The organism is Alphaproteobacteria bacterium, from assembly GCA_041396705.1.
Lineage (GTDB): Bacteria > Pseudomonadota > Alphaproteobacteria > CALKHQ01 > CALKHQ01 > CALKHQ01.
Map to the genome: position 1 here is coordinate 23,474 of JAWKYB010000005.1, position 13,980 is coordinate 37,453.

The 13,980-nt window shown below is 68.1% G+C and carries 12 protein-coding genes; 3 read left to right on the top strand and 9 right to left on the bottom strand.

Features of this window, described 5'->3' with window-relative positions; translation table 11 throughout:
- Nucleotides 1–4 precede the first annotated feature (4 nt).
- The 5 genes from R3F55_07965 to R3F55_07985 all read right to left on the bottom strand — a co-directional run bounded on the left by R3F55_07965 (nucleotide 5) and on the right by R3F55_07985 (nucleotide 6,138).
- Nucleotides 5–871, bottom strand: coding sequence for a carbohydrate ABC transporter permease (locus tag R3F55_07965; protein ID MEZ5667355.1), 867 nt, complete (start codon nucleotides 869–871; stop codon nucleotides 5–7).
- A complete protein-coding gene (locus R3F55_07970; protein ID MEZ5667356.1) occupies nucleotides 868–1,803 on the bottom strand; it encodes a sugar ABC transporter permease in 936 nt (311 codons plus the stop codon). Before R3F55_07970 ends, R3F55_07965 begins: the two co-directional genes overlap by 4 nt.
- A gap of 69 nt (nucleotides 1,804–1,872) precedes the next feature.
- Nucleotides 1,873–3,192 carry an extracellular solute-binding protein gene (locus R3F55_07975; protein MEZ5667357.1) on the bottom strand — a complete coding sequence of 440 codons (1,320 nt, stop codon included), beginning with the start codon at nucleotides 3,190–3,192 and terminating at the stop codon, nucleotides 1,873–1,875.
- A 367-nt stretch (nucleotides 3,193–3,559) separates the two neighbouring features.
- Entirely contained in the window at nucleotides 3,560–4,531 is a 972-nt protein-coding gene (locus R3F55_07980; protein MEZ5667358.1) for a threonine dehydratase, read from the bottom strand.
- The gene (locus tag R3F55_07985; protein ID MEZ5667359.1) at nucleotides 4,528–6,138 is read right to left on the bottom strand and encodes a GMC family oxidoreductase; all 1,611 of its coding nucleotides are present in this window, start codon (nucleotides 6,136–6,138) and stop codon (nucleotides 4,528–4,530) included. The genes R3F55_07980 and R3F55_07985 overlap by 4 nt, the downstream gene beginning before the upstream one ends.
- Nucleotides 6,139–6,326: 188 nt before the next feature.
- Between R3F55_07985 and R3F55_07990 the strand changes: the two genes are divergently transcribed.
- Together R3F55_07990 and R3F55_07995 are read left to right on the top strand one after the other, a co-directional pair.
- Nucleotides 6,327–6,950: a cupin domain-containing protein gene (locus R3F55_07990; protein ID MEZ5667360.1), complete on the top strand. Its 624-nt coding sequence runs from the start codon at nucleotides 6,327–6,329 to the stop codon at nucleotides 6,948–6,950.
- Nucleotides 6,951–6,954: 4 nt separating this feature from the next.
- The gene (locus R3F55_07995) at nucleotides 6,955–8,019 is read left to right on the top strand and encodes a Gfo/Idh/MocA family oxidoreductase (protein ID MEZ5667361.1); all 1,065 of its coding nucleotides are present in this window, start codon (nucleotides 6,955–6,957) and stop codon (nucleotides 8,017–8,019) included.
- Between the two features lie 15 nt (nucleotides 8,020–8,034).
- Here R3F55_07995 and R3F55_08000 read toward each other — a convergent pair whose 3' ends face one another.
- The 4 genes from R3F55_08000 to R3F55_08015 form a co-directional block, all read right to left on the bottom strand.
- Complete coding sequence (locus R3F55_08000; protein ID MEZ5667362.1) at nucleotides 8,035–8,886, bottom strand: carbohydrate ABC transporter permease; 852 nt, start codon at nucleotides 8,884–8,886, stop codon at nucleotides 8,035–8,037.
- Nucleotides 8,883–9,767, bottom strand: coding sequence for a sugar ABC transporter permease (locus R3F55_08005; GenBank protein ID MEZ5667363.1), 885 nt, complete (start codon nucleotides 9,765–9,767; stop codon nucleotides 8,883–8,885). The genes R3F55_08000 and R3F55_08005 overlap by 4 nt, the downstream gene beginning before the upstream one ends.
- A 148-nt stretch (nucleotides 9,768–9,915) precedes the next feature.
- Nucleotides 9,916–11,163, bottom strand: coding sequence for an ABC transporter substrate-binding protein (locus R3F55_08010; GenBank protein ID MEZ5667364.1), 1,248 nt, complete (start codon nucleotides 11,161–11,163; stop codon nucleotides 9,916–9,918).
- Nucleotides 11,164–11,311: 148 nt separating this feature from the next.
- Nucleotides 11,312–12,520: an ROK family transcriptional regulator gene (locus R3F55_08015; GenBank protein MEZ5667365.1), complete on the bottom strand. Its 1,209-nt coding sequence runs from the start codon at nucleotides 12,518–12,520 to the stop codon at nucleotides 11,312–11,314.
- 160 nt (nucleotides 12,521–12,680) lie between these two features.
- Between R3F55_08015 and R3F55_08020 the strand changes: the two genes are divergently transcribed.
- Complete coding sequence (locus R3F55_08020) at nucleotides 12,681–13,943, top strand: ABC transporter substrate-binding protein (protein ID MEZ5667366.1); 1,263 nt, start codon at nucleotides 12,681–12,683, stop codon at nucleotides 13,941–13,943.
- Nucleotides 13,944–13,980: the final 37 nt, after the last annotated feature.

Consider the following 13,980-nt stretch of genomic DNA (forward strand, 5'->3'; position numbering starts at 1 on the left):
TGCCTCAGCGGACCGGGTCGACGAGGTTCATTTCGGTGATGTGGCGCTGCAGGAAGAACACCACGAGCGCAGGCGGCACCAGCGACAGGGCCAGGCTGGCGGCCAGATGGGCCGGCTGCGGGAACTGGTTGAGAAATCCCGACATCGCCGCCGGCAGCGTGACCGCGTCGGACCCGGTGACCAGCACCTGGGCATAGACATATTCGTTCCACGAGAACAGGAATGCGATCACCGCACCGACCGCCAGGCCGCTGCGGCTGAGCGGGATCACGATGCGGATCAGCGTGTAGACGCGGCCGAAGCCGTCGATGCGGGCGAGCTGCTCGACCGGCGGAATGTTGCGGAAATAGCCGATCAGCATCCAGGTGACGAACGGGATGGTGATGGTCAAGGTCACGATGATCAGGCCGAGCCGGGTGCCGGCGAGATCGAGCTGGACGTAGAGCGCATAGAACGGGATCAGCGTGGATACCGGCGGCAGCGCAACCGAAAGCAGGATCGCGAACAGCAGCTGGTTCTTGAAGCGGAACTGCAGCCGGGCGAACACATAGGCCAGCGGCGTCACCACCAGCATGGTGATCGCGGTGACGATCACCGCCACGACCAGGCTGTTGATCAGGCCGGCCACGATCTGGTTGGACTGCCCCGACGCCGGCAGCTCCAGGCCCGAGGCGGTGACGTAGTCGTAGCCGAAGATGTTGAAGAACGCGCCCGGCTGCGGGTCGGGCGGGAACAGCGGCGGCGGGAACAGCGAGAATTCCGCCGTGGTCTGGAACGCCATCTTCACGAACCAGTAGATCGGCAGCACCGACCACAGCAGCGCCACCAGCAGCGCCAGCCAACGCCAGGGCGCAGCGCCGCGGTCGCTCATGGCCGGCTGGCCTCGCGCTTGCCCCACACGAAGTAGAGCAGGAAGGTCGATCCGACGATCATGAACAGCAGCAGGAAGGACATCGCCGCGCCCTCGCCCAGCTTCAAGTCGCGGAAGCTGATCTTGTAGAGCTGGTAGGTCAGCGTGGCAGAGGACGTGCCGGGGCCGCCGCCGGTCATCACGAAGATGTAGTCGAACAGCTTCAGCGACAGCACCGTGGTGATGCAGGTGAAGACGAACAGGGTGAAGCGGATCGGTGGCAGCGTGACGTTGCGGAACGTCTCCACCCCGCTCATCTGGTCGATTGCGGCCAGGTCGTAGAGCCGCCGCGGGATGGTCGACATGCTCGCATAGAGGAAGAAGGCGACCAGCGGCGCCATGTTCCAGGCGTTGCCCACCGCCAGCGCCTCGATCACCCAGGTCTGGTTCAGCAGGTTGACCGGCTCGTCGACGCCGAAGACGTGCGCGACGGTGGTGCCCAGCCCGGTCTGGCCGCGGACCAGGTAGAAGAACATGATGCCGGTGCCGTACAGCGACACCGACCACGGCAGCAGGATCAGCGTGCGGATCAGGCCGATCCAGCGCCGGTTGTGGCGCATCACCAGCGCCAGCGCCAGGCCGACCAGCATCGCCAGCACGACGCTTTCCACGGTGAAGCGGACCGACACCCACGCCGACCACCAGAAGTCGCCGTCGGACAGCACGTCGACATAGTTGTCGAACCAGACCAGGGTGGCGCGATAGCCGCCGAAGAACTTGACCCGGTTCAGGCTCAGCCAGACCGCGTAGACCAGCGGATAGGCCACGATTACGACCAGGAACAGCAACACCGGCAGCGACAGCAGCAGGGCGAACTGCAGGTCGCTCAGCTCGCGCGTGCGCGCCCGCAGGCCGCGGCCGGCGCTGTCGATGGAGGATTGCGCCCGAGCCATCGTACGGTTGCCCGGCGGCGTCGCCGGCGCGACGGGCACTGTCGGCCCGCCGCGCCGGCGACGTGCCGTTCAGATGCCGTATTCTTCGTTCAGTTCCTCGATCTTCTCGTTCATCGCCGCGACCAGCTCGTCGACGTCGCCGTCGTTGAGCAGGAACTGCGGCAGCTCTTCCTTCATCCAGGAATTGAACTCTTCGGACCAGACCACGTTCCAGATGCCTTTCGGATACGGCGCCGCGGCATAGACCTCGAGCAGGGCGTCGCGATCCTCCGGCCGGACCAGCGAGGCCAGCATCGTCTTCTCGGCAAGCTCGCCCTCCATCACGGACCGGTAGCCGGAGAACAGCATCGATTCCTGCATCCAGCGATTGCCGACATAGACGTCGCCGTTCTGGTCCTTGTAGCCGTACCAGTTGGCGGCAGCCATCACGTCATGGGTATGGTCGTCGCTGCGCTCGCGCGCGCTCATCAGATACATCGCGCTGTCGATCAGGCCCCAGCTCTGGCCCTGATAGGGCAGGAAGCTGTCGTGGCCGGCGATCTGCGAGTTGGCCGGATCGTTGAAGTAGCGCAGGTCGTAGGACTGCTGCGGGCTGAACACATAGCGGCCCGAGCCATAGGCCTCGATATAGGCGGACTCGTTGTAGCTCAGCACCTCCTCGGGGATGACGCCGGCATTCCACAGCCGCTTCCACGCGCGCAGCGTGTCGCCGGCCGGGCCGTCCGCCGTCAGCATCGGCGCATGGGTCTCCGGGTCGGCCACCTGGCCGCCGCGGTTCATCACCTCGAACGCGAAGGCCCAGCTGATCCCGTACCACTCGCTGAACCAGTGCGGCAGCAGCGGCTGCGCGATGCGGGCGTCGTGCATCGCCAGCACCATGTCGTAGAGCGCGTCCCAGTCCGCCGGATAGTCGGCGGCGGTATAGCCGGCCGCCTCATAGGCCTCGAGATTGACGTGGACCATGCCGCGGACCGAGACGAAGTAGGACAGGCCCAGCAGCTTGCCCTGGTGCGACCAGGCGTCGAGGATGTTGGGATACATGTCGGCGCGGATGTCGGCCGCGTTCGGCAGGTCCTCGGCCGGCTTGATCCAGCCCGCCTCGAAGTAGCGCACGGCCTGGGACGGGTTGGCGTAGAGGATGTCGAGCTCGCGGCCGGCGATGAAGTTCTGCTCCATCAGCGACGGGTAGTCGCCGGTGACCGTGGCATAGTCGATGTGACCGCCCATCTCGCTGTTGTAACGGTCGATATTCTCCTGGACGATATCCGTGCGGTACTGCCAGCCGCGGAAGTAGATCGTCTCATCGCTGATCGGCGCCAGATCCTGGGCGGCGACAGCGGTCGAACCGGCAATCAACGCGGTGCCGAGCAGCAACGAACGGACGTGCATGGTGGCCTCCTCCCCTGTGCAGGCGCGTCAGCCACCGTGTTGCATCGCCCGAACAGGACGCGGGCGTGGCCTCAGCGCGGTTCCGCGCCGGCACGGCAATGTCCGGGAGAGAGCCTGTCGGTCCGAATTCGGCGAAGCCTTGCTGTGGCCTTCCTGTCCCCGCCTGACCGCGCCGTCTCGGTCGGCAGCGTGTCTCCCCTCCACGCCAGCGCCAGCGACGGCAAGCGGGATCGTAGGCACGTCGTAACGTTTCGGTCAAGCCGGCCCGGCCCGGCGGTGCAGGCTTTTTCTTCTTTCGCGGAGGCGCCGGAATGCTGGCAGATCGCGCCGTTCGGGCAGAAGTCTCACAATGCGAAACAGTCGCCGATCAGTCCTCGCCGGTCAGGATCGCGACATAGTCGGCCAAGTCGCAATTCGCGCCCGTCAGGATCACACCGACGGCGCATCCGGCCATCCGCTCGCGCTCGCGGCCCAGGGCCGCCAGTGCCGCCGCTCCGCCCGGCTCGGCCACGTTGTGCGTGTCGGTGTAGTAATGGCGCATCGCGGCGCGGACGTCGGCATCGGACACCGTGACGAACCGCGCTGCGCCGTTCAGGATGATGGCGAGCGCGGTCTCGTTGGGCACCTTGTTGATCAGGGAGTCGACGAACTTGGTGGCGCGGTTGGTCGGAACGGCATGGCCGGCGTCGAACGACAGCTTGTAGGTCGGGGCGCCCTCCGGCACGACGCCGATCAGCCGGGCGCGGTGGCCCAGCGCGTCGCGGGCGGAGATCAGGCCGCACAGGCCGGAGCCGAGGCCGACGGGAACATAGACGGCCTCCAGGTCGGGTGCCGCGCGCAGCAGCTCCAGCCCGTAGGAAGCCACGCCGAGGAACAGCCACGGGTGGAAGGATTCCATCATGTGCAGGCCGCGCGCCGCAGCGAGGTCGACGGCGTGGGCGCGTGCGTCCTCGAAATACTCGCCATGCTCGACCAGCTCGCCGCCGAAGGCGCGCATCGCGCGCTTCTTCTCGATCCGGGTCGAGGTCGGACAGACCAGCACCGGATGCAGGCCGAGGCTGCGCGCGGCCAGCGCGATGCTCTGGCCGTGATTGCCGGTGGTGGCGGTGACGACCCCGCGGCAGTCCGGCTCCGCCCGCTTCAGCCGGTCCATGTAGACCAGCCCGCCGCGCAGCTTGAACGCGGCGATCGGCGTGTGGTTCTCGTGCTTGACCCAGACGTCGCAGCCATAGCGCTCGGCCAGCAGGGGCCAGCGATGCTGCGGCGTCGCCGGCATGTGGCGATAGACCACCTCGGCGGCCGCCTCCAGCGCGGCCAGATCCGGCAGCGTCACAGTCATCTCGACCTCCCCTCCTCGCGCATGCGCGCCGCGACGCGCTCGCCGATCATCACCGCGGTCAGGTGGGTGTTGGCGCGGCAGTCGGCCGGCATGATGGAGCAGTCGGCGACGCGCAGGCCGTCGAGCCCGCGCACCCGGCAATCCGGGTCGACCACCGCGCGCGGGTCCTCGTAGGCGCCCATCCGGCAGCTGCCGGCGGCATGCTGCCCGTCGCCGCAGTCCTCCAGCAGCCACCGGTCGATGACCGCATCGTCCGCACGGTCGAAGGCGTCCAGCGGCAGGTCGGTCACGCCCCAGGTGAAGCGCGCGACGATGCGCTGAAACGCCGGGTGCCTGCCGAAGGCCGCCACCCGGCGCACGCCGTCGCGCAGCCGCGCCATGTCGCGCGGGTCCGACAGCATGTCGAAATCGACCGCCGGCTGCACGGTCGGGTCGGGCGACGCCAGGGTCAGCGCCCCGCGGGAAAACGCCTGGTAGAGCATCATGTACAGCCCGGCTTCGGACCACTGCGCCGCGTCGACGAAGTTGAAGCCGCCGTGGTTCATGCCGATCAGGAACATGTCGCCGGCGCCGCCGCCGTGCAGGCCCGAGCTGTAGCGCAGGCAGGTGTTCGAATGGCGGATCGTCTCGTCCCAGACCCGGGCCTCGTCGGTCAGCGCCAGCGACAGGCGGGCGACCGGGTGCTCGAACAGGTTGCGGCCGACGCCGCGCAGGTCGTGGACCACGTCGATGCCCAGCGCGCGCAGTTCGTCCGCCGGGCCGACGCCGGAGCGGAGCAGGATCGCCGGCGAGTGGATCGCGCCGGCGGCGAGCACCACCGCGTCGGCGCGCAGCTCGGTCGACCGGCCCTGCAACCGGACGCGGACCCCGACACAGCGCCGGTCCTCGAACAGCAGCCGTTCGACCAGGGCGTCGCCGGCGATCGCGAAGTTGGGCCGGGCGCGCGCCGGTTCCAGATAGGCGTCGTTGGTGGTGACCCGGGCCAGGTCGCGGCTGTTGCTGCAATAGGTGCTGATTCCGTCGGCGTCGGGCGCGTTGTGGTCGTCGCGGAACGGGTAACCCAGATCCCGCGCGGCCGCCCGCATGGCGAAATCGACGGCGCCCCAGCGTGTCTCCGGCGCGCGGGTGATCGGGATCGGGCCGCCGCGGCCATGGTGATGCGGGTCGGTGTCCGCCAGCGGATCGTCCTCGATCGCCCTGAACCAGGGCGCGACGTCGGCCCAGCTCCAGCCGGCGCAGCCCATCTCGTGCCACTCGTCGAAGGCTTCCGGCGTGCCGCGGATGGCGAACAGGCCGTTCACCGCGGAACTGCCGCCGACTCCCTTGCCGCGCCAGTACATGCGCCGGTCCTGCCGCCGCGTGCGCCGCGCCGTCAGATCGGGATATTGGTAGGCGCGCTGCATCGCCTCGGGCAGCAGCACCGCGAATGGGTTGATGCTGCGGATCTCCGCCGGCGTCTCGGCCGCGCGATAGTTGCGGCCGGCCTCCAGCACCAGCACGCGCCGTTCGCTGTCCTCGGACAGGCGGCCGGCCAGCGCGGCCCCGGCCGACCCCGCGCCGACAACGATGCAGTCCCACCGCACGTCCGCAAGATCGCCGCTTGCCATCGACCGTCCCTCCCCGCTGACGAGGAAAGGCTAGCAGCCTCGCCGCCCTCGCGCCATCGCGCCCGCCATCTCCAGCATCCCGGGGCGCAGCGGCCGGGCGGAGCGGTCCGTCCTTGCGTCCGCCGGGCCGGCAGGCCCATTCTGCCGCCGACGAACGACCCTGAACGACGGGAGGGGCATTGCGCCAAATGACCGCCAGCGACCGGACCCTCGCAGCCTGGTGCGAGCTGCGTCACTACGACATCGTCGAACTCCGGGACGGCGAGACGAAGGCGTTGCGCCGGCGCGCACCGAAAGAGCGGTTGCTGATCACCCTCGGCACCGTCCAGCTTGTGCTGCCCGACGCCACGGTGATCCTGAAAGAGAACCAGTTCTTCGATCTGCCCGATGTCGACGCCTGGCGCCTGCGCGGCTGCGCGCCGCAGGCGCAGGCGGTGCAGCTCTCCGGCGACTGGGGCCGCGATGTCGGCGGCTGCGGCATCTTCCGCGTCGCGCGGCAGGACCAGCCGACCAACATCGGCGATCCCGTCGCCTACCCGAAGGCGACCTCGGTCGACAATCACTACCACGACTGCGACGAATACTGGATCGTGCTGGAGGGCAGCGGCTCCGTGCGGATCGGCGCCCGCGACATCGCGGTGGGCCCAGGCGATTGCGTTGCGATCGGCATGGGCCATCATCACGACTTTCCCCTGGTCGACGCGCCGGTGAAGGCCGTGTTCTTCGAGACCACGCTGCAAGGCGAGCGGCGGGTCGGCCACCTCTGGACCCATACCCACGGAGCGCCCGCGCCCGTGGCGGAGCGCGTGTAAGTCCATGGCCAAGAAAGTGATCCATGTCGGCGTCGGCGTGTTCGGCAAGCGCTGGTGCTCGGAATTCCTCGCGACCAATATCGCCGACGGGACCATAGAGGTGGTCGCCCTGGCCGACGTGGCGCCGGCGAACCTCGAGCTGGGGCGCAGCCTGCTCGGCCTCGACAGGTCGGTCTGCTACACCGACCCGGCCGAGGCCTTCGCCAGGCACAAGGCCGACTTCTGCACCATCGTGGTGCCGCCGAACCATCACGAGCAGATCGTCGACCTCGCCATCGCCCACGGCGTCGACATCCTGTGCGAGAAGCCGATCGCCGACACGATGGCCGGCTCGATCTCGATCGCCCGCAAGGTGAAGGCCGCCGGCCGCAAGATGGCGGTGACCATGAGCCACCGGTTCGACCAGGACAAGACGACGCTGCGCGCGATCATCCGCTCCGGCCGTCTCGGCAAGGTCAATACCGTGAGCTGCCGCTATGCCGCCGACCTGCGCGAACACATGGCCTGGGGCGCCCTGTTCCGCCACACCATGGCCGACCCGCTGATGATCGAGGGCGCGGTGCACCATCTCGACCTGGTCGCCGACTTCGCCGGCGCGCCCTGCGAGACTCTCTACGCCAGCACCTGGAAGCCCGACTGGGCCGCCTATGCCGGCGACACCGACGGCATGGTCATGATGACCTTCGCCAACGGCGTGCGCGGCGTCTATGAGGGCACGTCGAGCGCCGCCGTCGGCCTGAACGACTGGACCAGGGAATATGTCCGGGTCGACTGCGAGCTCGGCACCGCGATCCTCAACAGCCGCGAGATCGAGGTGTTCACCCGCGAGCAGCTGGTGCGCCAGCGGGCGCGCGAGGGACAGGGCCACAGGATCCAGCTGATCACCCAGCCGAAGTGGCTCAACACCTGGCTGATCGAGAAATTCTGCGCCTGGCTCGACGGCGGCCCGGAGATGGAGACCAACGTCGAGGCCAACATCCAGGCCTCGGCGCTGATCTTCGCCGGCATCGAGAGCGCGCGCACCGGCCGGGTGATCCGTCTCAGCGACTACATCGCCGCCCATGGGTGAGGCGCAGCGGGCGCCTCATTTCAGCGCACCGGCGGTGAGCCCGGCGACGATGCGTTTCTGCAGCAGCAGGAACAGCGCCAGGATCGGCACGACGAAGATCGACGAGAACGCCATGATCATGTTCCAGTCGGCGATCTCGGCGCCGACGAAGCTGTAGATGCCGACCGTGGCCGGCTGCAGCTTCTGCTCGGTCAGCATGGTCAGCGGGTAGACGAACTGGCCGTAGGCCTGCACGAACACGATCGCGCCGACCACGATCAGCGGAATGCGCATCAGCGGCAGCACGATCAGGTAGAAGGTCTTGAACAGGGTGCAGCCGTCGACCAGCGACGCTTCCTCCAGCTCGATCGGCACCTGGCGGAACATCGGCCGCAGGATCACCAAGGCGAAGGCCAGCGTCTTCGCGGTGGTGGCCAGCACCACCGCGCCGAAGGTGTTCAGCATGTCCAGCGTGCGGAAGATGATGAACACCGGCGTGGCCAGCAACGCCTCGGGAAACACCTGCAGCAGCAGCACGGTGATCAGCGCCACGTCGACCAGGCGCGTGCGGATGCGGCTCATCGCATAGGCGCCCATGGCGCCGAGGATCAGCGTCAGCGCGGTGGTCGGCACCGCGATGATCAGGCTGTTGCGCACATAGCGCAGCACGTTTTCGCGCCCCAGCACGTAGTCGAACGAGTCCAGCGTCGGCCGATCCGGGATCAGCGTGGGCGGATTGGCGAAGATCTCGCCCGAGGTCTTGAAGCCGGAGACGAACATCCAATAGATCGGAAACAGATAGGCGACGACGCCGACCACCCCGATGCCGGTCAGGATCCAGGGGTGGACCATGGGATCGTCGAAGGAGCCGCGGCTGTAGCGCCTCACGTCTCGCGCTCCTTGCCGACCGTGCGCACATAGATCAGCGCCACGGCGAAGACGATGAAGAAGGCAAAGGTACCCATCGCCGCGCCGAGACCGAAGCGGAACTCCTTGAACGACTTCTGGTAGGCATAGAGCGGCAGCACGTTGGAGCTGTCGATCGGCCCGCCTTCGGTCATGGCGAAGATCAGGTCGAAGGCACGCATCGTGTAGATGATCACCAGGCAGGTCACCGCCAGCAGCGAGGCCTTCAGCGCCGGCAGGGTGATGAAGCGGAACCGCGCGAACACGCCGGCGCCGTCCAGCGCCGCCGCCTCGTAATGCTCCTTCGGGATGCCGGTCAGCGCCGCCGCGATCAGGATCATGCTGAACGGCATGCCGAACCAGATGTTGGCCAGCGTCACCGACAGCAGCGAAAAGGACGGGTCGGACAGCCAGTGCACGCTGCCGCCGATCAGCGGGATTGCGGACAGGAAGTAGTTGATCACGCCGAAGTCGCCGGCGAACAGCCATTTCCACAGCGCGCCGACCACCAGCGCCGGCAACATCCAGCCGGCGAGCAGCAGCCCGCGCATCACCGGGGCGCCGGGAAAGCGCTGGGCGAAGAACAGCGCGACCATCAGGCCGATGCCGACTTGGGCGACGACATTGGCGCTGACGAAAATGATCGAGTTGAGGAACACGCCGCGGAAGATCGGGTCGTCGACGGCGGTCAGGTAGTTGTCGATGCCGACGAACGGACGCGACAGCGAGGCGATGTTGCCGAGCTTCACGTCCTGCACGCTCATCATCAGGTTGTAGATGATGGGAAAGCCGACCAGCACCACCAGGTAGCCCACCGGCAGCGCCAGGAACAGGTAAAGCAGGGGCGAGCGTTTGTGCGCCATCGGCCTCGGCAATCAAGCGGTCGTGTGACGTTGGGCGGTGCCGGCTGTCGCGACAGGCGCAGCGGACGGATCGCGGGTCGTCCCGCCCGGTCCGGCGCGGGATGGAGGCCTGCGCGCGGCGCGCCTGCCTCCCGCCCTTGCGGCCGTGCTACTGCACCGTATCCGGCAGCGGCTGCTCGGCCAGGATCGGCGCGATCGCGTCCTGCGCGCCCTGCAGCGCCTCGGCCGCGGTCTTGGTGCCGGTCAGCGCTTCCTGCAGCGCGATCGCCAGCGGCCGCGAGATCTCCGGCCAGCGCGGATGCGGCCCGCGCGCCCGCGCGCTGGCCAGCTGCTCGCGGAACACCGCATAGGCCTGCGGCCATTGCGGGTCGGCAACCGTGATCGTGGTCATCGGCGCCAGACGGCCGGACGGCCAGGCGATGTCGAGGAATTTCGGCACCGACATGAACTCGATGAACTGGAACGCGCCCTCGACATGGTCGGCGCCGGCCGGAATGACATAGTCGAAGCCGCCGAGCGAGGAGGCGTGGATGTCCTTGCCGTCGCCGCGCACCGGCAGCAGCGCCACCCGCCACTCGAACTGGGCTTCCTGGTCGATCTTCGGCAGCTCCCAGGGCCCGCCGACGACCATTGCCGCGTTCTGCGCCTTCCAGGTGTTGGTCGCCTCGTACTGGCGCATGTTGATGACGTCGGGCGAGGTCAGGCCCTCGTCGATGAAGCTCTTCCAGAATTCGAGCGCCTCGACCGCCTCCGGCGAGGCCAGGTCGGTGATCGAGCCGCCGTTCTGGTAGAGGAACGGCAGCCACTGGAACGGCCCTTCCTCGCTGTTGTAGGCGCTGTAGGCGAGACCGTAGACGTTGTGGTCCGGATCGTTCAGCGCTCGCGCGGCCTGCTTGAGTTCGTCCCATGTGGCCGGCGGGTTGTCGGGATCGAGGCCGGCCGCACGGAACATGTCGACATTGTAGTAAAGCGCCAGTGTGTTGGCGTCGCGCGGCACGCCGTAGTAGCGGCCGTCCCAGGTGACCGAGTTCATCGGGCCGGGAAAGAACACCGCGGGGTCGATGGCGTCGGAGGCGGCGATCAGGTCGGTCAGGTCCTCCAGCGTGCCTTCGGCGGAGAAGCTGGGCACCAGCGGATTGTCGATGGTGACCAGGTCGGGCACCGAGCCCGTGGCGATCGCCTTGACCAGTTCGGTCGCGATGTCGGGGCCGGGCACGATGCGCGCCTCGACCACGTATTCGCTCTGGGAGGCGTTGAACTGTTCGACACCGGGATAGATCATGTCGGTCTCGAGCGTGAACGGATGCCAGAGCTCGATGACTTCCTGGGCAGTCGCTGCGCCCGGCGCGATCGCCATGGCTGCGGCAGCAACGCACAGTGCGGTTGTTCGCTGCACGGCGTTTCCTCCTCCATCCTGTGGGGCGGGCATCCCCTTATCCTTGTCGTGCCCAGCCGCAACAATGCGGCCTGACCGGACCAGCGCAAAGCGATTTTGGAAACGGCGCGGGCCGGTCGGGGCCGTTCCGCCACGCGCCCCGGCGGCGTCAGGCCAGCCTGCCGTTGTGCCTGAGCACCATGCCGACGGCGCCGAGGCAGGAGTCGTTGTCGATCAATGCGCCGCAGACGATGCGGGTCTGTGCCGCCGGCGGGACCGCGTCGCGCTTGATCAGGGTGTGGCGGTCGTAGCTCTCGGTCAGCGGGTCGAGCAGCAGGTCGCCGGCCTTGGCCAGCCGGCCGCCGACCACGATCAGGCCGGGGTTGACCACGGTGCCGATGATGCCGAGGCCGCGCCCGGCGACGGCTGCCGTGTCCGCGATCAGGCGGCGGCAGCCGACGTCGCCCTGGCGCGCCATCGCGATCACCTCGTCGATGCGCGCATGCCTTCCGAACCGGGTCTCGGCCAGCCGCAACACCCGGCCGAAACCGGCATAGAGCTCCAGGCAGCCACGGTTGCCGCAGCGGCACAGGTCGCCGTCGGGCTCGATGCAGATGTGGCCGAACTCGCCGCCGGCGCCGGCAACGCCGGAGACGATGCGCCCGCCGTTGACCACCGCCCCGCCGATGCCCTCGTTCTCCATCTTGAAGAAGACGAAGTCGTCGTGGCCGGAGGCTGCGCCCCACATCATCTCCGCGATCGCCGCGCAGTTGCTCTCGTTGTCGGTCAGCACGGGCCGGCCGAAGATCGGCGCGAACAGGGCGGGGATGTCGATGCCGGCCCAGGTCGGCACCATGCTCGACCGATAGACCCGGCCGCTGCGCGGGTCGATCGGACCGGCGACGGCGACCCCGACGCCCAGCAGGTTCGCCTGCGTCAATGGGCTGCCGAGGCCGGCGGCGGCATAGGCGCGCGCGCACAGCGCCTCCGTCGCCGCCACCGCCTGGGCGGTGGTGAAGTCGTGCGGCAGCGACATCTTCTCGTTGGCCAGGATCGCATGGCTGACATCGGCGACGATGGCCTGGATGAAGTCCAGGCCGACCTGCACGCCGATGCAGGTGCCCGCCTCCGGATTGAGGACGACCCGGGTTGCCGGCCGTCCGACCTGGCTGCGGCCGCCACCCCTGGCGGCGGCGTCGACGATCACGCCCTGCCGGCGCAGCTCGGCCAGCGCCACCGACACGGTCGATTTGGCCAGCCCGGTGATGCGCACGATCTGGCCGGCGCTCAGCGCGCCGCGTTCGCTCAGCGCGCGCACGATCCGCGCCGGCGGGCCGTCGCCGTCGCGGCCGGTCAGCAAGCCACTTAGTTCATTCATGAACGCTCATCGGCCGACATGGTGCAATTGACAGGGGAATAAGTTCATAATAGAACAAATTCCAACCGGGTTCCAACCCAACATGTGCGCGGCAAGCAAGAACAGGGCCGCGGGCCGTCGATCGACGGTCGGGATCCGGGCCATGGAGGGAGGGAAACCCATGCGACTTCTGCCGACAGCCAGCCTGGGCTGTGCGACCGCCGTCCTGCTCGCCGCCACCGCCAATGCCGAGCCGCGGGTGCTGATGCTGCACCAGTGGGCGACCGGTTCCGATGCCGCCGCCATCGCCAAGCTCGGCGAGATGTTCGAGGCCGCGGGCGGCATCTGGGAACAGACCGCCATCGCCGGCCACACCGCCAACACGCTCGCCAAGCTGCGCGCCGACGTCATCGCCGGCAACGCGCCGGCCGCGGTCCAGCTCAAGGGCCCCGAGATCGCCGAGTGGAACGAGACCGGCATGACCGCCAATCTCGACGACCTCGCCGCCGCGGAGCATTGGGAGGACGTGGTTGCGCCCGAGTTGTTCCCGGTGATGAAGCCCGACGGGCACTGGGTCGCCGCCCCGATGAACATCCACCGCATCAACTGGCTGTGGGCCAACGTCGGCGCGATGGAGCGCGCCGGCATCGAGGCGATGCCGCAGACGTGGGCCGATTTCAACGCCGCCTGCGACAAGGCGGTCGCCGCCGGCATCACCTGCCTGGCCCATCTCAGCGAGGACTGGACCGACGCCACCAGCTTCGAGGTGGTGGTCTACGGCATGGACATCGATCTCTATCGCGCCGCCTTCGTCGAGGCCGACGTCGACGCCATGCGCTCCGACGCCATGATCGCCGCGTTCGAGCAGTGGCGGAAGATGGTCACCGAGTACATGGACCCGGGCATCGCCGGCCGCGACTACGACACCGCATCGAACATGATGGGCAACGGCGACGCGGTGTTCTTCATCATGGGCGACTGGGAGGTCGGCGTGCTGACCGCCGCCGGCTTCGAGTACGGCACCGACTACACCTGCGCCCAGGCCCCGACCGACTGGGACGGCGCCGGCTTCATCCTGAATTCGGATTCGGTGGTGTTCTTCCAGCAGTCGGACCCCGACTATGTCGAGGGCCAGCGCCTGCTCGCCAGCACCATCCTGTCGCCGGAATTCCAGACCATCTTCAACCAGGCCAAGGGTTCGATCCCGGCCCGGCTCGATGTCGACCTGTCCGAGGGCTTCAACCCGTGCCAGCAGCTGTCGCAGCAGGAACTGCAGGGCTCGATCGAAGCCGGCACCCTGGTCCGCTCGATGGCGCACAACATGACGGTGCTGCAGAAATTCCGCGGCGCGATGATGGAGGTGATCACCGAGTTCGTGAACACCGACATGTCGGCCGAGGAAGCGGCCAACCTCATGGCCGACTCGGTCGAGGCGCAGATGTAGGATCCGCCGAGGGACTGCCGTCCGCGCACCATCGTGC

Coding starts and splice junctions, on each gene's coding strand:
- R3F55_07965 (MEZ5667355.1), bottom strand. CDS start 871: ATGAGCGACCGCGGCGCTGCGCCCTGGCGTTGGCTGGCGCTGCTGGTG.
- R3F55_07970 (MEZ5667356.1), bottom strand. CDS start 1,803: ATGGCTCGGGCGCAATCCTCCATCGACAGCGCCGGCCGCGGCCTGCGG.
- R3F55_07975 (MEZ5667357.1), bottom strand. CDS start 3,192: ATGCACGTCCGTTCGTTGCTGCTCGGCACCGCGTTGATTGCCGGTTCG.
- R3F55_07980 (MEZ5667358.1), bottom strand. CDS start 4,531: ATGACTGTGACGCTGCCGGATCTGGCCGCGCTGGAGGCGGCCGCCGAG.
- R3F55_07985 (MEZ5667359.1), bottom strand. CDS start 6,138: ATGGCAAGCGGCGATCTTGCGGACGTGCGGTGGGACTGCATCGTTGTC.
- R3F55_07990 (MEZ5667360.1), top strand. CDS start 6,327: ATGACCGCCAGCGACCGGACCCTCGCAGCCTGGTGCGAGCTGCGTCAC.
- R3F55_07995 (MEZ5667361.1), top strand. CDS start 6,955: ATGGCCAAGAAAGTGATCCATGTCGGCGTCGGCGTGTTCGGCAAGCGC.
- R3F55_08005 (MEZ5667363.1), bottom strand. CDS start 9,767: ATGGCGCACAAACGCTCGCCCCTGCTTTACCTGTTCCTGGCGCTGCCG.
- R3F55_08015 (MEZ5667365.1), bottom strand. CDS start 12,520: ATGAATGAACTAAGTGGCTTGCTGACCGGCCGCGACGGCGACGGCCCG.
- R3F55_08020 (MEZ5667366.1), top strand. CDS start 12,681: ATGCGACTTCTGCCGACAGCCAGCCTGGGCTGTGCGACCGCCGTCCTG.